Raw genomic sequence first — 22,269 nt, forward strand, 5'->3', positions numbered from 1 at the left:
TAATACGCCACCAAAATCAGGTCCGAGAGGTTAGCAACTCTATGCAGAAAGTGTGTCAGTAAGGAGTAAACTTAATGCTAGTATCATTGCCATCGGCAACCCCGCTACCTACCAATGTTTTGGTTTAGGCCGGAGGCTTTGCGTCCCATTCTTTCAAATGGTTTGCCCTGTGCGTGACTTCTAAGAATTAGAATAAATAAAAAATTGGACAAACATCACATTTGTATCTCTTATATGTGATGCCCATCTCAAAAGTTTCGTGATTGAAAGTCAAATGTAATCCTAATTTTAAGAATATGGGCAGTTTTGACTTTCGAACGATTAACGAGCAAAAATTTGATTTATTTTTTTATATTTTTAACTGTTTTACGCTCAACAATCTCTGGGTGCATTTCAAAAATACGTCTTTCATGCTCTTTGTCTTTAATGCGTTCTAACAAAATTTCAAATGCATTTTTTCCCACACGGCGCTTAGGTTGGTGAATGGTGGTTAGCGGTGGTGAAAAGTATTCAGCGAGCTCAATGTTGTCATAGCCAATCACTGACATGTCATCAGGGACACGGATACCTTTTTGTTGTAGGCGGCTCATTAAACCTAAAGCCATAGTATCGTTAAAACAGAATACAGCCGTTGGACGTTTATCCATTGCTGCGATTTTATCTGCGGCTAATACGGCAGTGTCACACTCGAAGTTACCTTCCAGTATCCAGTTTTCATTCACAGTTAGGTTCGCTTCTGCAAGTGCGCGTTTGAAGCCTTGAATTCGCTCTTGGCAGGCTGCCTTTTCGAAGTGACCACTTAGACATGCAATTTCAGTGTGACCATGATCGATAAGATATTTGGTCGCTAGATAACCACCTTCTTCAGAATTATCGATGATTTTATCAGCTTGAGAGCTTTCTGGACCCCAGTCCATTATCACTTTAGGGATATCGGCATGGCGATCGAGCATTTCCAGAAGCTCTTCAGTGAGGTCTGAACACATGACTAACATACCATCAACGCGTTTTTCCGCTAGCATGCGAATATAATCACGTTGTTTCTCATAGATACCGCCCGTGTTACACAAAATGAGCGTATAGCCTTGGCGATAGCAGTAGCTTTCCACGCCATCAATAACTTCGGAGAAAAACAAGTTAGTGGATTGGGTAACTAACATACCGATCGTACGGGTGGTATTACATTTCAAGCTACGAGCCACAGCACTTGGCGCATAGTTGAGTTCCGCTACTGCTTCCATCACTTTTTCTTGTGTAGCTTCAGCAACAAAGCGAGTTTTGTTAATCACGTGCGATACCGTGGTGGTTGATACGCCAGCGAGGCGAGCAACGTCTTTAATCGTAGCCATAAATTCGTTCCTGTCGATAATTGCAGAACGGTTGAATCAGCTTACCATTCAGCAGAGTTAGGCTTATTACCTTGTTAAGATTGAAGCCTAAAAGTAATAAAAACACAAAAACCGCCGGAAACAGCGGTTTGCATCTTAAAAATAATTTTTTATCGTTTTCAGTCAAGATTTTAGTCTGCAAACGTCAATCAGGCAATGAAAAATCTGCTTAATAAATCAGTCAATTGTCACAGTTGACTGATTTATTGTGTATCTATGTAAAGACGCACTAATCGTTAGACAAATACTTGCAGTCCAATTGAAGAAATGCCACTAGCAGTTCGGTTAATGCGCTATAGAACCCGAACTGATCAATTTGTTGGCATCGAAGGCTAAACTGAGGCACCCATGAGAGGATATGCTGTTGGATAAACTCATACTGTTCGACAAAGGCTTGATCTAAATGTTGTTCCTGTTCTAGCTCATTGGATCGAATGATCAAATTCCCCAGAAAATCTAATTCAATAGCAATGTGATCAGCTGGCTCATTCAGCGATGTGCTTACCGCAATGTTATGTGATGCCATTAATTCGGTCATCGCTTTTGCTGGTTCAGCATTGAGAAGACCTGATTGACCAATATAAATAGAGGCATATGGCAGAGCAGAATCTTTATTTGATTTTAGAAAAACATCACAGAAATCAGCGGCAAGCTCTAGTTGAGCATCTTCCCTATCCATGAGTCGATTTAATGCATCGACTAGTTTGTCAATTGCAGGTTTAAGGGTTTGGTTGTCACCTAAGCCAGTAAGAAACGAGCGAATGGCCTGAGTATGGTATTGTTCTAGCTCCTGCTCAGTTAGCTCTTTGACAAATAAGCTCGAAAGCCACCAGTAAATCTCGGCACGCTTTTCATTAAAGGCTTTAGTTTCTTGCATCGTCTTGCTCCAAAAATAATTACTCTGCTAAGTTTAGCGAATAAAAATGAATAGCTATCACTATATAAATGAAAAAATATGACAGAAATTGTTATTTAATTAATACCGTCTTGGAAGGTTGTTTTGAATCAATAAACCAGCATTTTTCTCTATTTTTAGCCTGCGATTGATAGAATTATGACGATTTATGAATAGAATAAATTTGTACATAGTCTCATACTGAGACTTAGGCATTTCCATATAAATAAGTGGTGTACATGAGCTATCACGTATTAGTTGTTGAAGATGACGCAGTAACTCGCAGTAAACTGGCCGGGTACTTTCAAAATGAAGGTTATACCGTTACAGAGGCGGAGAACGGTACTCAAATGCGAGAGGCGCTTCAGAACAACGTTATTGATTTGATTATGTTAGATATCAACCTTCCGGGAGAGGATGGTTTGATGTTAACGCGTGAACTACGTAGTCAATCTGATATTGGAATCATCCTGGTTACAGGTCGCACGGATAGCATCGATAAAATTGTTGGTCTCGAAATGGGGGCTGATGACTATGTCACCAAACCATTTGAATTACGTGAACTGTTAGTCCGTGTAAAAAATCTTTTATGGCGGATATCGACAGCCAATAATCAATCGACTGTTGGCGATACTTCTCAAAATGGTAATCTCGTTCGATTTGGTGAATGGTCATTTGATATTCAACGCCGTGCACTTAGTCGAAGTGGTGAACCGGTAAAATTGACAAAAGCTGAGTATGAGTTGTTGGTTGCATTATCTTCTTATCCTAACCAAGTACTGAGCCGAGAACGTATTTTGAATATGATCAGCCATCGTGTTGATGCGCCTAATGATCGTACGATTGATGTCTTGATTAGACGGATGAGAGCGAAGATGGAATTTGACCCTAAAAACCCACAAATTTTTGTGACGGTGCATGGGGAAGGGTATATGTTTGCCGGAGATTAGTCGTTTATTTTCGATAAAACACGTATCTCGTTGGGTTATTTGAGATGCCAGAAAATAAAAAACCGAAGTAGAGACTTCGGTTTTTTATGTATCTTACAAATTGCTTTCTTGTTGTGGAGCGTTTTCTAAAGCCGTTTCCTCGTAGCCGGATGCCCAATCACGTAGGTTTTGCCACAATAGCCCCAAGGTCTCATACCAATAGCGCTCCGTTTGTTCTAAGTAGCGAGCTCGAGGTGTGTATTTTTCCCAAGCCTGAGCGATATTGTTTTGCGCTAGATAATTGGTTGGCGCGGGAATAGGGGCGAGTCCTGCCGAGTAAAATTCGTTTAATGCGCGTTGCATATGGCTCGCTGAAGTGACGAGTACTAACTTGCGCTGTTGAACAAAGGCAGCTGCTTGTCTTGCTTCTTCCCATGTATCTTTCGCGGTTTCAAGCAAAATAATATCGGATTTACTCACTCCGAGTGCGAGCGCTACGGTTGCTAACATGCGAGCGTGACTAAATTCGGAGCCGCCAGAGTAACCAGACAAGATTAATTTTGAACCGGGATACATGCGCATCACTCGAATGCCTTCACTAAGACGCATCAGTGCGGTTCGGCTGAGTTCAGACGTGGGGGGAATTTGATCGTCAACCACATGCCCACTACCAAGTACCATGACATAATCAATCGCTCCTTCACTAGGAAGGAATGCAGAATACTGTCTTTCTAACGGCATCAGAACGCGAGTAGCGAAAGGTTGGAAAGAGATCAGGAATAGAGTCGTCAAAGATAACAAGACAATCATACAGCCAGTTTTACGTTTGGCTGTGAACATAATAAGCATTAAACCTACAAAACCGAGGATAAGCATCGCCGGGAGAGGCATTAATAATGAGGAAATAATTTTTTTCAGCTCAAACATAAACAAAATAGTCCGAAAAAACACCACTTGAATATAAAAAGGCATAAAGCCTCTTTATTCCTGCCATTCCTATGACAGAATAGCAGCACGATTCGTTATCATACCCCAAGCGACTGTGACTGAAGACCGGAATTTCGACGATATTGCCCACAAATTTGCAAAAAACATATATGGCTCTGACAAAGGTGAGATACGCCAAGTCATTGTTTGGGAAGATATCGAGCAATTACTCGCCAAGTTTGACACCAACCCCCAGCCTCTGCACATTTTGGATGCGGGTGGTGGACTGGCACAAATGTCCCAAAAATTGGCCAAGCTAGGGCATCAAATTACATTATGTGATCTATCTTCGGAAATGTTGCTGTTAGCTGAGCAGGATATTGCAAAAAATGGCTTGCTTGAGCAGTATCGGCTGATTCATTCACCTGTACAGTCAATACAAGAGCATTTAACTGCTTCTGTCGATATGGTGATGTTTCACGCTGTGATGGAATGGTTAGCAGAACCGCAAGCGGCATTGCAAAACTTGTTAGAACAAGTCAGGCCGGGGGGAATGGCTTCCGTGATGTTCTACAACCATCATGGTCTGGTATATAAAAATGTGGTGTGCGGTAATATTCCTCATGTGCTTGATGGGATGCCACATCGCAAAAGATTTAAACTCCAACCACAAAAAGGTTTAAAGCCCGAAGACGTTTATCAATGGATCGAAGACGCGGGGTTTGAAATTTGTGGTAAATCGGGAATTCGCTCATTCAGTGACTACATCGGAAACGTAGAAAATATGGGCGACTACCAATATGAAGACGTACTGGCACTAGAAAAACAGCTGTGTAGACAAGAGCCATACCTCTCGCTAGGTCGATACATTCATGTATGGGCGCAGAAGAAAATAGAGCAGGAATAACAATGAGTGAGATAACTCAAAGCGCTGCAGAGCAACCAATCGATGAATTGGTTAGCTGGGTAAAGCAGCACGATTTCTCATTGAACCTGACGACAGAGCGGCTTGCGTTCCTTATCGCTATCGCAGTACTGAGCAATGAAAGGTTTGATGAAGAATTAGGTGAGGGGGAGTTACATGACGCGTTCTCCATCGTCACTCGTATGTTTGAAGAGACAGGTGAAGCTTCGGCTTTTCGTGCTAATAACGCGATCAATGAACTGGTTAAGCAGCGATTGGTGAGCCGATTTACCAGTGAAGTAACCGAAGGTGTCAGCATCTACCGTTTATCGCCACTGGCGATTGGTATCACCGATTATTATGTTCGCCACCGCGAATTTTCGAAACTGAAACTCTCCATCCAGCTCTCCATGGTGGCGGATGAAATGGCAAAAGCCATAGAGGCGGCGCAAAAAGGCGGCACACCTGGACACTGGAAAAAGAATGTATACGGGGTGTTGAAGTATTCCGTCGGTGAAATATTTGACCGAATCGACCTTAACCAACGAGTAATGGATGAGCAGCAGCAGTCCGTTAAGCAGCAGATAGCCGAGCTCTTGAACAAAGATTGGCGTGAAGCGATCAACAATTGTGAGTCATTACTTTCTGAAACCTCCTCCACATTGCGTGAACTGCAAGATACATTGCAAGCCGCGGGAGACGAGCTTCAAACGCAGATCCTCGATATCCAAGAAATCGTTTATGGTTCTTCTGAACTTGAGTTTATCGAAGAAACCTTATTTGGTTTACAGATGAAGCTTGATCGCATTACAAGTTGGGGTCAACAAGCTATTGACCTGTGGATTGGTTATGACCGTCACGTGCATAAATTTATCCGTACCGCGATAGATATGGATCAAAACCGAGCATTCAGCCAGCGCTTACGTCAATCAGTGAATGACTATTTTGATACGCCTTGGCATCTCACTTATGCCGATGCTGAACGTTTGACGGACCTTCGTGATGAAGCTTTGGTCTTAAGAGACGATGAAGTGATGGGGCAAGTGCCGCTTGAAGTGGAATATGAAGAATTCAAACAGGTCAATGATCAGCTTTCAGAGCGTATCGGACAGATGCTAAAAGGTCATAAAGATCAAGGCATGCCGATAGACCTAGGATTGGTGTTGAGAGATTACCTAGCCGCTCATCCTCATACTCATCATTTTGATTTAGCAAGAATTGTTGTCGACCAAGCGGTACGACTCGGTTATTCCGAACATGATTACCGAGCGATTCAACCCGACTGGCAAGCGATCAACGATTTTGGCGCAAAGGTACAAGCAAATGTTATCAACAGATATTAATGAATACATGCCAGAAAACTTGGCAAAAGCAATTACGAATCCCCTTTTCCCCGCATTAGATAGCCAGCTTCGTGCCGGTCGCCATGTTTCTAGTGACGATTTAGATAATCACGCATTTCTATCGGACTTTGAGCCTGATTTAGCGTTGTTTTATCAACGTTATAATACTGAATTAGTAAAAGCGCCCGAAGGTTTCTTTTATTTGCGTCCTCGTTCAACGGCATTGATTAACCGAAGTGTGTTATCTGAGTTAGATATGCTCGTCGGAAAAGTACTGTGCTTCCTTTATTTGAGCCCAGAGCGTTTAGCGCATGAAGGCATATTCACCAATCAAGAATTGTATGAAGAGCTGCTATCACTTGCTGATGAGAAAAAGCTAATGAAGCTCGTGACCAACCGAGCAAGCGGCTCTGACTTAGACAAAGAAAAGCTGTTTGAAAAAGTGCGTACATCTCTGCGTCGCTTGCGACGTTTAGGCATGATCATCAATTTAGGTGATACCAATAAATTCCGTATCAGCGAAGCGGTATTTCGCTTTGGTGCTGACGTGCGCGTTGGTGATGACATGCGTGAAGCACAATTGCGTTTGATTCGTGATGGTGAAGCTGTGGTGCACAGCCAGGAACCAAACCAACGCAGCTTATTAGATAATGAACAAGAAATAGAAGAACAAGATGTTAACGAGCAAACAGAGTGGGAAGGTGAAGAATGATTGAACGAGGTAAGTATCAATCACTAACCATGATCAATTGGAACGGCTTCTTTGCTCGTACTTTTGATATTGATGGTTTGGTTACCACATTATCTGGCGGTAACGGTGCGGGTAAATCGACTACCATGGCAGCCTTTATTACTACGCTAATTCCAGACCAAAGTTTGCTCCACTTCAGAAACACAACCGAAGCCGGTAGCTCACAAGCTTCTCGTGACAAAGGTTTATACGGCAAGCTGCAAGCCGGAGCTTGTTATGCGGCGTTAGATGTTGTCAACTCGCGCAAGCAGCGCCTTTTGTTTGCGGTGAAACTGCAACAAGTGGCGGGTCGTGATAAAAAAGTTGATATCAAACCTTTTGTTATTCAAGGTTTACCGAGCCATATTAAACCGACCGATGTGCTAATCGAAAACGTTTCCGACAACCATGCGCGCGTGCGTCAAATTAACGAAGTTAAAGACATTGTGGCAAAAATTGAAGGGGCGCATTTTAAAGCGTTTAATTCAATTGTTGACTACCATGCACAGATGTTTGAATTCGGTGTTGTGCCGAAAAAACTGCGTAACAGTAGCGACCGTTCAAAATTCTATCGTTTGATTGAAGCGTCATTATACGGTGGTATTTCGAGTGCAATTACGCGTTCATTGCGTGACTACCTATTGCCACAAAACGGCGGCGTTAAAAAAGCATTCCAAGATATGGAATCGGCTTTACGTGAAAACCGCATGACGTTGGAAGCCATCAAAACCACGCAAGCTGATCGTGATCTCTTCAAGCATTTAATTACAGAATCAACCAATTACGTGGCGGCTGATTATATGCGTCACGCTAACGAACGCCACAAGAAACTAGAGCAAACTTTAGCATTACGCAGTGAACTGTTTGGTTCGCGTCATACTTTGATTGAACAAAACAATCTGCTCAATCGCGTACAGGAAGAGTTAGAGTTATTGGTTGAACAAGAATCTGCGTTAGAGCAAGACTACCAAGCGGCTTCTGATCACCTACAACTGGTGCAGAATGCACTGCGTCAGCAAGAAAAAATTGAGCGCTACCAAGAAGATTTAGAAGAGCTCAGTATTCGCCTTGAAGAACAGATGATGGTGGTAGAGGAAGCGCGGGAGCGCGTTTTAATGGCCGAAGAACAAGCCACCATTTCTGAAGATGAAGTGGATAGCTTGAAAAGCCAGCTTGCTGATTACCAACAAGCATTGGATGTTCAGCAAACTCGTGCGCTGCAATACCAGCAAGCTGTTCAGGCATTAGATAAAGCTATGCAGCTTTTAGGCGATGACAATTTAACGCCAGACAACGCATCCGCATTGGTGAATGAACTTAAGCAGCAGCAAGATAGCAATACCACGACCTTGCTTGCATTAAAGCATAAGTTGGATATGTCTTCCGCAGCCGTTGAGCAGTTTGATCATGCGTTGAAATTGGTGCAAGGTATTGTTGGTGTTATTCCACGTAGTGATGCTGCTGCACAAGCAAAATTGGTTATCCAGCAAGCACGTGATGCCGAACAGATTTGCCAAAATGAACAGCAATGGTATGCGCAGCAACGAGACTTAGAGCGTCGCTTGAATCAACAGCAAACAGCGCGTGAGCTCGTAGCCGGTTACCAAAAGCAGCACCAAGTTGAATTACTTGATGAGCAAATGCTGGAACAAGAGCACGAACGCCACGCTGCGTTGATCGAGTCATTAGAATATGCTCAAGAAGAACTTCGTGAACAGCGTAGTGAACAGCGCCGTTTAGAGCAAGATAAGCAGGCTGAAATTCAACGTTTAGAGTCGATTGCACCAACGTGGATTGCAGCAAACGATGCACTTGAAACATTGTGTGAACAAAGCGGTGCCGAGCTACAAGATAGTCAGTCGGTTATGGCACACATGCAGCAAGTGCTTGAGCTCGAAAAAGCGCAGTCCATCGCCAAAGATAAACTGGCCGAGCGTCGAGCTCAACTGGATAGTGAAATTGAAAGGTTAGCATCACCAGGTGGTTCAAACGACCCGCGTTTAAAAGGGTTGGCTGATACTTTAGGTGGGGTCTTACTTTCAGAAATTTATGATGACATCACCCTCAGTGATGCGCCGTATTTCAGTGCAATGTATGGCCCGGCTCGGCACGCGATTGTTGTGTCTGATCTTTCTGGCATCAAAGAGAAGCTGATTGAGTTAGATGATTGCCCAGAAGATCTTTACATCATAGAAGGTGATATCGATGCATTTGATGACAGCTCATTTAATGCCGATGAATTGGAAGGTGCGGTTTGTGTTCAGCTAAATGATCGCCAGATGCGTTATTCTCGCTTCCCTGAAATCCCATTATTTGGTCGAGCAGCGCGAGATCAGCGTTTGGAATTGCTGCGTAACGAGCGCGAAGATGTACTAGAAGCGCATGCAAAAGCAGCGTTTGATTCACAAAAACTGCAACGTCTTTACCAAAGCTTTAATGACTTTGTGGCGAAACATATTCAGGTAGCCTTCAATGCCGACCCTGAGCAAGCACTACAAATCGCGCGTGAAGAACGAAATCAAGTAGCCCGTGTTTTGGCTGACTTAGAAGCAAAAGAGCAGCAGCAACGTAGCCAACTGCAGCATAGTAAACAAGCGTTAACTCTGCTTGATAAACTTGCTCCAAGTATGTTGCTGATTGAAGATGACGCCCTGCAAGCGCGTTTTGATGAATTGGAAGAAAAGATCAGCCATTTGTCTGCCGCCAAAGCATTTTTAAGTGCTCACCGCAAAACGATAGCTGAGCTAGAAAACATTGCTTCTGCTTTAGATACGGATCCTGAACAGTTTGAAGAACTGACCGTTCAATATCAACAAGCGGACCAAGCGCTGCAAACGTTAAAAGTGCAGATTTTTGCATTGTCAGATGTGGTTGAGCGTCGCCATTACTTTAGTTACTCCGATTCTGTTGACCTTCTCAGCAAGAGCAGTGAATTGAGTGAGCAGCTTAAAGCTAAGCTGGTTGATGCTGAAAATGCCCGAACTCGAACTCGTGATGAACTGAAGCAATCGCAAAGTCAAATGAACCAATATAATCAAGTATTGGCTGCGTTAAAAAGTTCACATCAAGCAAAACTTGAAACGGTTCAAGAGTTCAAACAAGAGCTGCAAGAGTTCGGTGTACATGCTGATGAAGGTGCGCAAGAGCGCGCACAACGTCGCCGCGATGAATTACAAGAACGTTTGCATAGTTCTCGTTCACGTAAGAGCGAATACGAACGCACTATTACCTCAACCGATCTTGAGATGAAAGCGTTAGTTAAGCGTTTAAAGAAAGTACAAAAAGAGTACCAAGACCTACGTACTTTTGTGGTCAATGCAAAAGCAGGGTGGTGCAGTGTACTGCGTTTAGCGCGTGAAAATGATGTAGAGCGTCGCTTACATAAGCGCGAGCTAGCCTATTTATCAGCCGACGATCTGCGTTCTATGTCTGATAAATCATTAGGTGCATTGCGTTTAGCTGTGGCGAACAATGAAGATTTACGTGATGCCCTTCGCTTGTCTGAAGATAACGCGCACCCAGAGCGTAAAGTCTTATTCTATATTGCGGTCTACCAACATCTACGTGAACGTATCCGCCAAGATATCATTCGAACGGATGATCCTGTCGAAGCGATTGAAGAGATGGAAGTGGAGCTTGCCCGCTTAACGGAAGAGCTGACTCAGCGTGAAAACCGATTGGCAATCAGCTCTGAATCCGTGGCGAGCATTATTAAGAAAACTATCCAACGTGAACAAAACCGTATTCGCATGTTGAACCAAGGTTTATCGAACATTAACTTTGGTCAAGTGAATGGAGTTCGCCTCAACGTAAAAGTGCGTGAGAGTCATGAAATTTTACTAGCAGGTTTAGCCGAGCAGCAGCATCAGCACAAAGATCTATTTGAGAGTGCGCGTTATACCTTCTCTGAAGCGATGGCTAAATTGTTTCAACGTGTTAATCCACATATTGATATGGGGCAACGTTCACCGCAAGTATTGGGTGAAGAACTGTTAGATTATCGTAATTACTTAGAGCTTAGTGTCGAAGTTAACCGTGGATCTGACGGTTGGTTGCAAGCCGAATCAGGCGCACTTTCAACCGGTGAAGCGATAGGTACTGGCCAGTCGATTTTGCTGATGGTTGTTCAAAGTTGGGAAGAAGAATCACGGCGTTTGCGCAGTAAAGACATTGTGCCTTGTCGTCTATTGTTCTTGGATGAAGCTGCCCGTTTGGACACGAAGTCTATTTCGACCTTGTTTGAACTGTGTGACCGCTTAGACATGCAATTGTTGATAGCTGCGCCAGAAAATATCAGCCCAGAAAAAGGCACAACCTACAAATTAGTACGTAAAGTGTTTAAAGATCACGAGCACGTACATGTAGTTGGCTTACGTGGTTTTGGACAAACGGAAAAGCCTAAGTCAGAAGCGCAGCAGATGGCTGAAATGCTGTAACTTACAGCGGTAGAAATTGCTAATCATCAAAACCCAATGTATGTCTATGCATTGGGTTTTTTATTGGGGGCTTATGTCTGGTTTGGTAAGATTTGTGAGAGATCATGACAACATGATTTATTGTGAATCGATGTCACGCTTTTCAATCTTAGGCAATAAAGCTAATCAATTCACTCATTTCTTCACGTATGATCGACGCAATTTTTGATACATCGGGTGGTTGTAATGTTTAAGAAAACCTTATTAGTGACGTCGATAGCGGCGACTTCTTTTATTAGCTCTTTCGCTATAGCGGCAGAAAATGTGGATTTACTCATTACCAATGCAACGGTATTGACGATGGATAACGATAAGAAAGTTTATCCAAACGGGTTGGTTACTGTTAAAGAAAATCAAATCGTTGCGGTGAGTGATGGTCGCGATATTGACCAATACAAAGCGCTGCAAACCATTGATGCGGAGGGTGATATCGTAATGCCCGGTCTAATCAATACCCATACTCATGTCTCGATGACGGTGTTCCGCTCTCTTGCAGACGATGTGCCGGATCGTTTGCATCGATATATATTCCCACTCGAAGAAAAACTGGTATCACCGGATATGGTGCGTATTGGCGCTCAGCTCGGCAATGTAGAAATGCTCAAAGGTGGTGTGACTACTTATGCTGATATGTATTACTTTGAAGATGAAGTGGCCAAGACGGTCGATAAAATTGGTATGCGAGCGGTGTTAGGTCAGACGGTCATCCAATTCCCCGTAGCTGATGCGCGTAATGCCGAAGAGGGCATTCAATATGCACTTAACTTTATTGAACAATATAAAGATCACCCACGAATTACGCCAGCCTTTGCTCCGCATGCACCGTATACCAATACCACTGAAATCTTACAGAAAATCACTCAGTTATCGCTCAAACATCAAGTGCCCGTTCTGATTCATCTTGCTGAGTCTGATCGCGAAGACCAAGTGATTGCTGAGCGTAGTGGTGGCAAAAGCCCTGTGGCCTATATGGCTGATATTGGAGCATTAACCCCTAACTTAGTGGGGGCGCATGTTATTAATGTCTCAGACAATGATATTGAACTGCTGAAGAAACATGATGTAGGTATTGCTCACAACATGAGTGCCAATATCAAATCTGCGAAAGGGGTATCACCTGCACTAAAAATGTTTGATGATGGATTACGTATCGGGCTAGGGACCGATGGACCAATGTCAGGCAACACATTAAGTACAATGGATGAACTGAACCAAGTGGCGAAAGTGCATAAACTAGCGAATAAAGATCGCGCAGCAATGCCGCCAATTAAAGTGGTTGAGATGGCAACAATTGGTGCGGCGCGAGCTCTACACATGGAAGATAAAATTGGTTCGCTTGAAGTTGGTAAGCAGGCCGATATTATCGTCATTGATACTAAAGCGCCGAACATGGTGCCTGTATATAACCCTTATTCTGCCTTAGTTTATTCTGCGTACGCGACCAATGTTAAGCACTCCATTGTTGATGGTAAGCTATTGATGAAAGATAGAGAAGTATTGACGGTTAACGAAAACGAGATTCGTCAGGAAGCGTTAACGTTTGCCGATAAGGTGCGTAAAACAGTCATCGAAAGTGGCAATGTGGTTCAATAACACTCCACTACTGTGGGCTTATTTATGAAAATGGGTGGTAATGTGAAAGATGCACATTACCACCCATAATTTTTCAGTTAAACAATCAATCCATGAGTGCTTATGTAAATGCCATCATGCACGAAGTGCTTGAGCATTAGTCGACCAACTCTCCAGTACCAAAATGTTTAGCTGCATAAATCACACGTTCTTCGGCACTTGGGTAAATAAGAGGTGAGCCCAAACCTTCAATATGTTGTAAGCGTGGAAGTAGGCCGGCACCATTTGCAATTTGTATCGCAAGACCTGGGCGTGCATTGAGCTCTAGAACCATAGGCCCTTCTTCTTTATCCAACACCATATCTGTACCCATATAGCCAAGGCCTGTCATTTCCCATGCACTGGATGCAAGTGTGAGTAGCTTTCTCCAATGAGGTACTTGCAATGTTGCTAGCTCTTTTCCGGTATCGGGATGTTCAGTAATAGGTAAGTTAAATTGTACTGCGCGCACAGCTTTGCCAGAGGCGATATCGATACCAACCCCAACAGCACCTTGGTGCAAGTTTGCTTTACCATCTGAAGCCGAAGTTGATAGGCGCATCATTGCCATTACGGGATAGCCTTTAAATACGATGATGCGAACATCAGGAACACCTTCGTAGCTAAAGCCATCAAAGCAGTCATCAAACTTAATCAAGTTTTCGACAACCGCTACATCGTTCTTGCCACCCAAAGAAAACAGACCAGCTAAGGCATTACTAATATGACGCTCAACATCTTCTTCATTGATACTTGTACCCGATGGTTTGGTATAAACGCCATCTTTGTGTGAGGTGATTACTAAAATCCCTTTGCCGCCACTGCCTCGTGCCGGTTTTATAACAAAACCCGGCCAGCCTTTGACCATATTATGGATACGTTTTACATCGGCTTGATTGCTGATCACACCAATCAACTTAGGTACGGTACATCCCGCTCGTTCAGCAATCAATTTGGTTTGCAGTTTATCGTCAACCAGTGGATATTTTGAGCGATCATTGTATCGACCAATATAGCTGTGGTTACGTTTATTCATACCCATAATGCCTTTACGGCGTAACTTAAGTGGTGAGGTGTATTCTGATAGTGAAAACATCCTTTAGTCCTCGGCTAGTGGTTTAAAGCGACGAAGTTCACTTAAGCGGTATCCTGTGTAAGTCCCTAGTAACAAAATAGCGGCCAACACGATAAGTTGTAATCCGATAAAGTTAAATGTTAAATGCTGCACGTATGAGTTAGTCATACCGAGGTAGATTAATACCGAAGTGAAAAGGGAGCCTCCGCCTTGTAAAAGAACCTCTTTTGCTCCTTCTTCTTCCCATAGAATCGACATACGTTCGATTGTCCAAGAAAGAATGATCATCGGGAAGAAGGTAATGGATAAACCCTCAGTTAAACCGATCTTAAAGGCCACTACCGTAAAGACGGAAATGATCATAATAACCGTAATGATTACGGCTGAAATCCTGGCCACTAACAGCAAGTTCAATTTCGATAAATAGCTGCGAATGATTAAACCAGTTCCGACAATCAACAAGAAACCGACGATACCGGTTAATAGCTGAGTTTGGACAAAAGAAACGGCGATCAATACTGGCATAAAGGTACCAGATGTTTTCAAACCAATGATTACGCGTAAAAAGACAACAATAAGCGCACCAATGGGGATCAGCATGATAGTTTTAAACATCGCTTGCTCTTCAAGGGGCAAGCTGTGAATGGAGAAGTTTAAAAGCTTGTCGGCTTCAATTTTGTTATTGGTTGCCGTTTGTGATGACACTTCTTGCGAGAGCATTGTGAAGTGAACTTTGCTATTTTGACCGCCGATGACATCAAGTAGAGATACGTTCGACTCGTCCCAAACCAATAGGTTTGGATGGGTAGGCTGAGTCCCTGTTTCAGGGTTAAACAATAGCCACTGTTTGCCATTCCATATTTGATTCATGTGCTGAATCATTTGGCGTCGACGACCATCCTCCAAAGTAATAACACCAACGACTTTGTTTGGCACCTGTGCATAAGAAAGCAATTTTTCCGTCGCCTCAACTTTGGTCATTGTATTCAAAAGCAATGATGAGTTTTGGCTATCAGTATCGTTGAGTGCTTTGATTAATTCTCTGGTGAAAGTGATATCGTCTGCCGAACGTCGGTTTGCTTGCTCAATTAAGGCTAGCGCTGCGGCTTCTTCTGGACCATTAAAGGTCGGTTTAACCACCGCTTCATCCGTAGGAGGAATTGAGTCGCTATCAGCTTGTGGATCCACCAAAAATTGAGCTTTGTAATAAATAGTTTGTGGACCTTCAGCTTTACGAATCGACCATTCTGCGCGTCGGCCTGTGTCAGTTGTAATGTAGGATACGCCGTAACCCGGGGATGATGAGGACTCATTAATTAAGGTGTAGCCGTCCTGTGTATGAGGTACAGCTAACGAAACTTTCGCCTCTTTATCCATGGCGGTAAATTCGACTCTAGCTTCAATATCCCAAACTTGGCGAGTTTCTCCGGGTGTCCATGGCACCCCATAGGTCTGATGGCGAAATACACTGAGTGTGATGCCTGCCGCTATCAATAAGAATACTGATAGGTAAAATGGAACTCGTGATGTCATAAGTTACCCTAGTTTTATTTAGTTTCCGAGTGGATGTATTGGCGACTGACATCGACTAACGCGATATCTCGAATAAATTCACGACCTAGCAAGATAGGATGACTCATTTGAGAGCGATCAGCTAAAGTGAATTGTGCCTTTTCGTGAATGCTGCCTAGTTTTACCCATAGCTCCACCACCGCACGACGCTCAGTTTCACTATTAGTTGACTGACGAATTTTCACGAAACGAATAATAGGGGACTCGATCCAATTACTATCATCAGTGGGTTTGATACCGTCTGAAAGGTGAAAACGAACCCAGTTTTTGCCATTACGTTCAAATTCTTCAATATCAATAGCATTGAGTGATGAAGTTGCTGCTCCCGTATCGACACGAGCATCGAAAGATTGTTTTATCGAGTCTATGGTGACTTTTTCAACCTCACCCAGTACCACGTCAAAGCGAGACTTTTGAATTGATTGAGTTTTGAGATTCGGTGCTGATTTTTGTGAGACGGATACTGAATCGTTTTGCTGAGTTGACGCGCTGAGCGTTTTTATCTTCGCGATTTTTTGGTCGAGTTTCGAGATTTGTTCCTCGAGGTTCTCGATATAATCGTTCTGGTTACTTAACTGAAGTTCCAGATTGCCCATCGTATTGTTGAGGTTAGATTCAGACGTTTGAATCGCTGCTAGGGTAGCTTGATGGTATTGTTCGCCATTGGTCAGTGCGCAGCCTGACAGTAAAGCAATCGCAGCAACGGGTGCTATTCGCTTAAACATTTGCGACCTTATTTTGTTTGGTGGATAAGTGCTTGTAAACCCAAGTTTAGCCCATAAAAAAGGATGCGTGAAGCACCCTTAGGCAAGGTTAGTGTTATACATACCACAAAGCGTTAAAACTGTGTCAATTATGGCTTTTTAGCGACAAGAATGGCACGTCTTGGCGCAGGGTAACCTTCAACCGTTTTTGTTGGATCGTTAGGGTCAAGATAATCCGGCAGTGAATTATGTGTCATCCACTGCGTGGTTCGCTGCTCACCCACCGAGGTGACATTTTCATCGACGATACGAACATCTTCAAATCCACATTTTTCTAGCCACATTTTAAGCGCTTTAGCGGAAGGGAAGAAGTAGACGTTACGCATCTGTGCATAGCGGTCAACGGGAACTAAAACCGCATTTTCGTCACCTTCAATAACCAAGGTTTCAAGGATCAACTCTCCGCCAGAGACCAATTGGTTTTTTAATTGAATAAGATGATCTAATGGTGAACGTCGATGGTAAAGCACGCCCATGCTAAATACCGTATCGAACGCATTGAGCTCAGGCAATTGCTCTATCCCTAACGGCAGTAAGTGTGCTCGTTGATCGTCACCTAGTAATTTTCGCACTGCCTCAAATTGCACTAGGAAAAGGTGAGATGGATCAATACCCACGCATAAGCGAGCTCCTTCTCCTAGCATGCGCCACATGTGATAACCGTTGCCACAGCCGACATCCAAAACGGAGCGATTATTAAGTGGTGAAATGTGCGGCAATACGCGATCCCACTTCCAATCAGAGCGCCACTCTGTATCAATATGGATATCATGCAGAGTGTATGGTCCTTTACGCCATGGGTGAAAAGTCTTAAGTAAGCTTTCCAGTTTTTTTTGCTCACCAATTTCAAGGGGTGAACTATTTGATAGAGTGACTGAGTTTTTCAGATCAATATTATCGGGTATTCCCGCAGGGATCTTGTTGAGCGCTCGTACCCAGCGGTCAAAGTCACCATGTTCAGCGTTTTGCCAGTCCGTCAATTGCTGTGGCAAAATGTTCAGCCAAGGTTGAAGACGAGTATCTTGGGCGATCAGTTGATAAAAATTGGCAAAGTTAAACATTGTACAAGGTATTCCTAGCGTTGGGTAAAAGCCCTAAAGACGGCGTAGAGATGGATACTCACACCGTTAGAGAGAATGGGGTAAACATTAAGCTATTTAATAGCGAACATTGAGCCAAAATTGAAGCACTGAAACCAGACTTCGAAGCTTGAAAAACCAATTTGCTCAAAGCGTGCTTTGTGAGCGGTGATAGAGTCAGGACGCATCACATTTTCAATCGCACTGCGTTTTTGACTGATTTCAAGTTCGCTATAACCATTAGCACGCTTAAAATCATGGTGTAAATCTATCAAAAGTTCATGAGCCGCTTCGTCTTCAAACACATATTTCTCAGATAAAATCAGTATGCCTCCGGGGCGAAGGCCCGCGTAGATCTTTTCAAGCAGCACCAAACGATCTTCAGGCGACAAAAATTGCAGAGTGAAATTGAGCACAACAACAGAGGCATCGCTGATTTCAATTTCTCGAATATCGGCTTCGATTACCTCCACTGGCGTGTCGGAACGGTAGGCGTTGATGTGCAGTTTGCAGCGTTCAACCATTGCAGGAGAATTATCAACCGCAATAATTTTGCAACCTTCTTGCTTGATATGGCGACGCATTGAGAGTGTTGCTGCACCTAACGAACAACCCAGATCGTAGATCGTCGAATGAGGTTTTACAAAACGTTCAGCTAGCATCCCAATGGCAGAGATTATGTTGCTGTACCCCGGCACAGAGCGTTGGATCATGTCTGGGAATACTTCAGCAACACGTTCATCAAACGTGAAATCACCAATTTTATCGATCGGAGCAGAAAAGATGATGTCTTTATGGCTCATGGGTTTACCTCACGGCGGCTAGCAAAAGGGCAATGGTTATTCTAATACCCCAAAAAAGGCGCGTATTTTATGAGAAAACCATGCGTCTGTCATTAATCTCAAGCAGTAACTTTAAAACATGGTGATTTGGTGGTTATTTTTCTGTGCAGGAAATGAAGCCAGTTTGGGCAGCGTAATCTGCTGTTGAAGTTGTTGGTAGAGCTTTAAGGCAAGCTGCGGAGCTTCGACATTATCTGGCGTATGTATCATTAAGTAAGGCTGCTTACCTTGTGCAATCCATTGTGGCAACTTAGCCATCCAAGGGGTAAAAAAGGGCAGGTTAGCCTCTAATTCAGGGTGGCCAATAAAGCGAACCATTGGTTTATCCGCAGTGCTAATCGCATGGACCGGTACTTTTGGTTTCTTTTTGTGGGCATCAATAATGGCTTCTGTCGTCGGTTTTGCCGCAAAAACAGGGCGACTATCCATAATGATCCGATTGGCGTTGGTTTCCAATAACCATTGATTCAATTGTTTCTCAGCTTCCCCTTTGGCAAAAAATTCAAGGTGTCGTACTTCAATGCCCAAAGGGAAATTGGCAGGGAAATAGGTGCAGAACCTTTTTAAACTAGCGATATGTTGCGGGCCGAAAGCTGCGGGTAATTGAATAGTCCAAAGGCCGACGCGATGATGTAATGGCTCCATTAATGTCATGAACGTTTTGAGTTGATCCTGACAACCATTCAGCATGTATTGGTGAGTAATGGCCTTTGGCAATTTAAAAGTAAAACGAAAGTGATCACTGGTTGCTGCTTTCCAGTTTTGCACCGTATTGGCAGAGGGAGATGCATAGAAGGTGGTATTGCCTTCGACGGTATGAAATACGCTGGCATACTTTTCTAGCCGTTGTGCTGCTTGGGTGCCAGAACCATAGAATCCGCTTTGCCATCTAGGGTGTGACCAAAGAGTGAGCCCCAGTCGTAGTGGTAAATCTGCCATAACTACCTTTTATTCACTTTTAAAAGAATTACTCTACGAGAGTTTTGATGATTTGGATATTTTAACGCTATAATCAGCTCCAATTTTTCGGTTGTATGACTATTTTGGTTGATTATTGGCCTAAAAAGCAGCAACGCTTGATAAAACACAACAAATTGTATTCTGGAAGGTCGATTTTGCGCATCTTTCAGCGTATAAATGGAACTTTGCGCTGCCGAGACATTGAAGCTCAGTAGCTTAGAATTGATAACTAATTAGAGATTGGGAAATTCATTATGCGTAGCCATTATTGTGGTCACCTGAACAAGTCCCTCGCAGGACAAACTGTAGAGTTGTGCGGCTGGGTTAATCGCCGTCGTGATTTAGGCGGTCTTATTTTTGTTGATATGCGAGATCGTGAAGGCATCGTTCAGGTGGTGGTTGATCCGGATATGGCCGATGTATTTGAAGTTGCCAACCAACTGCGTAATGAGTTCTGCATTAAGTTGACTGGTGAGGTTCGCGCTCGTCCTGAAAGCCAAATCAATAAAGATATGGCAACGGGTGAAGTTGAAATTCTAGCAACGGGTCTTGAAATCATTAACCGTTCAGATGTACTGCCTCTCGATTTCAACCAAAAGAACTCTGAAGAGCAGCGTTTAAAATATCGCTATCTTGACCTACGTCGTCCAGAAATGAGTGATCGCATTAAACTGCGTGCTAAAGCATCAAGCTTCGTTCGTCGTTTCTTAGATGAAAATGGCTTCCTTGATATTGAAACACCTGTGCTTACCAAAGCGACACCAGAAGGTGCGCGTGATTACTTAGTGCCAAGTCGTGTTCACAAAGGCAGCTTCTATGCATTGCCACAATCTCCTCAGTTGTTTAAGCAATTGCTGATGATGTCTGGTTTTGACCGTTACTACCAAATCGTAAAATGCTTCCGTGACGAAGATTTACGTGCTGATCGCCAACCAGAATTTACTCAAATCGATATTGAAACGTCATTTATGAGCGCCGATCAAGTGCGTGAAGTGACGGAAAAAATGGTTCGTAACATGTGGCTTGAGCTACTAAATGTAGACTTAGGTGATTTCCCTGTGATGCCGTATAGCGAAGCGATGCGTCGTTTTGGTAGCGACAAACCGGATCTACGTAACCCATTAGAGCTTGTCGATGTTGCAGACCTAGTTAAAGATGTTGATTTTAAAGTATTCTCAGGCCCTGCAAACGATGAAAAAGGCCGCGTAGCGGTTATCCGTGTTCCTGGTGGCGCTGCATTGACTCGTAAGCAAATTGATAGCTATGCTGAGTTTGTTGGTATTTATGGTGCGAAAGGTTTGGCATGGATGAAGGTCAACGACCGCGCTGCAGGTATGGAAGGTGTTCAATCTCCAGTCGCGAAATTCCTTTCTGAGGATGTGGTAAACGGTATTTTAGATCGCACACAAGCAGAGTCTGGCGACATCATTCTATTTGGCGCGGACAAGGCAAACGTTGTTTCTGAAGCATTGGGTGCACTACGTTTGAAGTTGGGTAAAGACCTAGAGATCACCAATGACAAAGCATGGGCACCGTTATGGGTTGTTGATTTCCCAATGTTTGAGGAAGATGACGAAGGCAACCTACATGCTATGCACCACCCGTTCACATCGCCATTGAATTTAACGGCTGAAGAGCTGAAAGCTAACCCTGCGGTTGCTAACTCTAATGCTTATGACATGGTTCTAAACGGTTATGAAGTTGGCGGCGGTTCGGTACGTATTCACAATGCAGAAATGCAATCAACCGTTTTCGATATCCTTGGTATCGATGAAGCTGAGCAAAAACTGAAATTTGGTTTCCTTCTAGACGCACTGAAATTCGGTACGCCACCGCATGCAGGTCTTGCCTTTGGCCTTGACCGTCTTGTGATGTTGTTGTGTGGGACCGAGAATATTCGTGATGTGATCGCCTTCCCTAAAACGACCGCTGCAGCGTGTCTGCTAACAGATGCTCCAAGCCTAGCGAACCCAGCTTCGCTGCAAGAGTTGGCTATCGCTGTTACCGCAGCCAAAGAAAAAGCTGAATAAAAATAGTGAGTAGGGTGGCGAAAGTCACCCTCTTTATTTTTGGTTGGTTATAAAGCAACCTCGTAATTTGAGTGAGCATGTCTCTCTCGCCAATTGACTTAGTGACAGGAACCTTTCTTTTGGCTCAAATGTATTTCTACTACTCTGCGATGAATGCAGGGAAATCCACAACACTTCTGCAATCTTCATTTAATTATCAAGAACGTGGCATGACGCCGGTCATTTTCACGGCGGCGATCGACGATCGTTTTGGTGTTGGAAAAGTAAGCTCACGTATTGGTTTAGAATCTGATGCTCAATTATTTCATGCTGAAAGTAATCTTTATCAAGAAATTGAAGCATTGAATAAACAGCAAAAGCGCCACTGTATCTTGGTCGATGAGTGCCAATTCTTATCCAAAGAGCAGGTGTATCAATTAACTGAAGTGGTCGATAAACTACACATTCCCGTACTTTGCTACGGCTTACGCACGGATTTCCTTGGTGAGTTGTTTGAAGGCAGCAAGTATTTGCTTTCTTGGGCCGATAAGCTGGTGGAATTGAAAACGATTTGTCATTGTGGCCGTAAAGCCAATATGGTGATCCGAACGGACGAACATGGTGTCGCGATCGCAGAAGGTGATCAAGTGGCTATTGGCGGTAACGATAAATATGTTTCAGTTTGCCGCGAGCACTATAAAGAAGCGTTAGGCAAATAGCCCTCCTCCTTGAAGCTGTAGTATATCCGTTGACCCCAACCGCAGTC

At 43.6% G+C, this 22,269-nt stretch carries 17 protein-coding genes and 1 riboswitch; of the genes, 8 read left to right on the plus strand and 9 right to left on the minus strand.

Going from position 1 to position 22,269, the window contains the following annotated elements:
• Positions 1-91: 91 nt before the first annotated feature.
• A riboswitch (cyclic di-GMP riboswitch) is annotated at positions 92-177 on the minus strand.
• Between the two features lie 164 nt (positions 178-341).
• Entirely contained in the window at positions 342-1,349 is a 1,008-nt protein-coding gene (gene purR / locus EYW48_RS07805; RefSeq protein ID WP_053309975.1) for an HTH-type transcriptional repressor PurR, read from the minus strand.
• A 268-nt stretch (positions 1,350-1,617) separates the two neighbouring features.
• Positions 1,618-2,265 carry a molecular chaperone TorD gene (gene torD / locus EYW48_RS07810; RefSeq protein WP_053309974.1) on the minus strand — a complete coding sequence of 216 codons (648 nt, stop codon included), beginning with the start codon at positions 2,263-2,265 and terminating at the stop codon, positions 1,618-1,620.
• Positions 2,266-2,522: 257 nt separating this feature from the next.
• On the opposite strand from torD, the gene torR reads away from it, so the two are divergent.
• The gene (torR, locus tag EYW48_RS07815; RefSeq protein WP_168522432.1) at positions 2,523-3,233 is read left to right on the plus strand and encodes a two-component system response regulator TorR; all 711 of its coding nucleotides are present in this window, start codon (positions 2,523-2,525) and stop codon (positions 3,231-3,233) included.
• A gap of 93 nt (positions 3,234-3,326) precedes the next feature.
• Here torR and elyC read toward each other — a convergent pair whose 3' ends face one another.
• Positions 3,327-4,139, minus strand: coding sequence for an envelope biogenesis factor ElyC (gene elyC / locus EYW48_RS07820; protein ID WP_053310444.1), 813 nt, complete (start codon positions 4,137-4,139; stop codon positions 3,327-3,329).
• A 115-nt stretch (positions 4,140-4,254) separates the two neighbouring features.
• On the opposite strand from elyC, the gene cmoM reads away from it, so the two are divergent.
• The 5 genes from cmoM (at position 4,255) to EYW48_RS07845 (ending at position 13,184) form a co-directional block, all read left to right on the plus strand.
• Positions 4,255-5,046, plus strand: coding sequence for a tRNA uridine 5-oxyacetic acid(34) methyltransferase CmoM (cmoM, locus tag EYW48_RS07825; RefSeq protein WP_171980029.1), 792 nt, complete (start codon positions 4,255-4,257; stop codon positions 5,044-5,046).
• A gap of 2 nt (positions 5,047-5,048) precedes the next feature.
• Positions 5,049-6,386, plus strand: coding sequence for a chromosome partition protein MukF (gene mukF / locus EYW48_RS07830; protein ID WP_053309971.1), 1,338 nt, complete (start codon positions 5,049-5,051; stop codon positions 6,384-6,386).
• Positions 6,367-7,098, plus strand: a complete 732-nt coding sequence (gene mukE / locus EYW48_RS07835; protein ID WP_171980030.1) for a chromosome partition protein MukE — start codon at positions 6,367-6,369, stop codon at positions 7,096-7,098. The genes mukF and mukE overlap by 20 nt, the downstream gene beginning before the upstream one ends.
• Entirely contained in the window at positions 7,095-11,552 is a 4,458-nt protein-coding gene (gene mukB / locus EYW48_RS07840; RefSeq protein ID WP_277432207.1) for a chromosome partition protein MukB, read from the plus strand. Before mukE ends, mukB begins: the two co-directional genes overlap by 4 nt.
• A gap of 225 nt (positions 11,553-11,777) precedes the next feature.
• Entirely contained in the window at positions 11,778-13,184 is a 1,407-nt protein-coding gene (locus EYW48_RS07845) for an amidohydrolase (RefSeq protein WP_277432208.1), read from the plus strand.
• Positions 13,185-13,320: 136 nt separating this feature from the next.
• Here EYW48_RS07845 and EYW48_RS07850 read toward each other — a convergent pair whose 3' ends face one another.
• The 6 genes from EYW48_RS07850 to EYW48_RS07875 form a co-directional block, all read right to left on the minus strand.
• Positions 13,321-14,298, minus strand: coding sequence for an alpha-L-glutamate ligase-like protein (locus EYW48_RS07850; RefSeq protein WP_053309967.1), 978 nt, complete (start codon positions 14,296-14,298; stop codon positions 13,321-13,323).
• Between the two features lie 3 nt (positions 14,299-14,301).
• A complete protein-coding gene (locus tag EYW48_RS07855) occupies positions 14,302-15,810 on the minus strand; it encodes an inactive transglutaminase family protein (protein ID WP_277432209.1) in 1,509 nt (502 codons plus the stop codon).
• Between the two features lie 14 nt (positions 15,811-15,824).
• The gene (locus EYW48_RS07860) at positions 15,825-16,574 is read right to left on the minus strand and encodes an ATP-dependent zinc protease (RefSeq protein WP_277432210.1); all 750 of its coding nucleotides are present in this window, start codon (positions 16,572-16,574) and stop codon (positions 15,825-15,827) included.
• Positions 16,575-16,702: 128 nt separating this feature from the next.
• Entirely contained in the window at positions 16,703-17,674 is a 972-nt protein-coding gene (cmoB, locus tag EYW48_RS07865; protein WP_261917839.1) for a tRNA 5-methoxyuridine(34)/uridine 5-oxyacetic acid(34) synthase CmoB, read from the minus strand.
• Between the two features lie 92 nt (positions 17,675-17,766).
• Positions 17,767-18,495, minus strand: coding sequence for a carboxy-S-adenosyl-L-methionine synthase CmoA (cmoA, locus tag EYW48_RS07870; protein ID WP_274671478.1), 729 nt, complete (start codon positions 18,493-18,495; stop codon positions 17,767-17,769).
• Positions 18,496-18,606: 111 nt separating this feature from the next.
• Positions 18,607-19,473, minus strand: a complete 867-nt coding sequence (locus EYW48_RS07875; RefSeq protein ID WP_274699481.1) for a DUF72 domain-containing protein — start codon at positions 19,471-19,473, stop codon at positions 18,607-18,609.
• Between the two features lie 275 nt (positions 19,474-19,748).
• Between EYW48_RS07875 and aspS the strand changes: the two genes are divergently transcribed.
• Together aspS and EYW48_RS07885 are read left to right on the plus strand one after the other, a co-directional pair.
• Positions 19,749-21,524 carry an aspartate--tRNA ligase gene (gene aspS / locus EYW48_RS07880; RefSeq protein WP_053309961.1) on the plus strand — a complete coding sequence of 592 codons (1,776 nt, stop codon included), beginning with the start codon at positions 19,749-19,751 and terminating at the stop codon, positions 21,522-21,524.
• A 119-nt stretch (positions 21,525-21,643) separates the two neighbouring features.
• Positions 21,644-22,222: a thymidine kinase gene (locus tag EYW48_RS07885; protein WP_053310443.1), complete on the plus strand. Its 579-nt coding sequence runs from the start codon at positions 21,644-21,646 to the stop codon at positions 22,220-22,222.
• Positions 22,223-22,269 lie beyond the last annotated feature (47 nt).

Source organism: Vibrio sp. 1180_3, assembly GCF_029478545.1.
GTDB classification, from domain to species: domain Bacteria; phylum Pseudomonadota; class Gammaproteobacteria; order Enterobacterales; family Vibrionaceae; genus Vibrio; species Vibrio aestuarianus.

Excerpts from the sequence above, each read along its gene's own strand:
- purR (WP_053309975.1), bottom strand. The coding sequence starts at position 1,349 with ATGGCTACGATTAAAGACGTTGCTCGCCTCGCTGGCGTATCAACCACC.
- torD (WP_053309974.1), bottom strand. The coding sequence starts at position 2,265 with ATGCAAGAAACTAAAGCCTTTAATGAAAAGCGTGCCGAGATTTACTGG.
- torR (WP_168522432.1), top strand. The coding sequence starts at position 2,523 with ATGAGCTATCACGTATTAGTTGTTGAAGATGACGCAGTAACTCGCAGT.
- elyC (WP_053310444.1), bottom strand. The coding sequence starts at position 4,139 with ATGTTTGAGCTGAAAAAAATTATTTCCTCATTATTAATGCCTCTCCCG.
- mukF (WP_053309971.1), top strand. The coding sequence starts at position 5,049 with ATGAGTGAGATAACTCAAAGCGCTGCAGAGCAACCAATCGATGAATTG.
- mukE (WP_171980030.1), top strand. The coding sequence starts at position 6,367 with ATGTTATCAACAGATATTAATGAATACATGCCAGAAAACTTGGCAAAA.
- mukB (WP_277432207.1), top strand. The coding sequence starts at position 7,095 with ATGATTGAACGAGGTAAGTATCAATCACTAACCATGATCAATTGGAAC.
- EYW48_RS07845 (WP_277432208.1), top strand. The coding sequence starts at position 11,778 with ATGTTTAAGAAAACCTTATTAGTGACGTCGATAGCGGCGACTTCTTTT.
- EYW48_RS07850 (WP_053309967.1), bottom strand. The coding sequence starts at position 14,298 with ATGTTTTCACTATCAGAATACACCTCACCACTTAAGTTACGCCGTAAA.
- EYW48_RS07855 (WP_277432209.1), bottom strand. The coding sequence starts at position 15,810 with ATGACATCACGAGTTCCATTTTACCTATCAGTATTCTTATTGATAGCG.
- EYW48_RS07860 (WP_277432210.1), bottom strand. The coding sequence starts at position 16,574 with ATGTTTAAGCGAATAGCACCCGTTGCTGCGATTGCTTTACTGTCAGGC.
- cmoB (WP_261917839.1), bottom strand. The coding sequence starts at position 17,674 with ATGTTTAACTTTGCCAATTTTTATCAACTGATCGCCCAAGATACTCGT.
- cmoA (WP_274671478.1), bottom strand. The coding sequence starts at position 18,495 with ATGAGCCATAAAGACATCATCTTTTCTGCTCCGATCGATAAAATTGGT.
- EYW48_RS07875 (WP_274699481.1), bottom strand. The coding sequence starts at position 19,473 with ATGGCAGATTTACCACTACGACTGGGGCTCACTCTTTGGTCACACCCT.
- aspS (WP_053309961.1), top strand. The coding sequence starts at position 19,749 with ATGCGTAGCCATTATTGTGGTCACCTGAACAAGTCCCTCGCAGGACAA.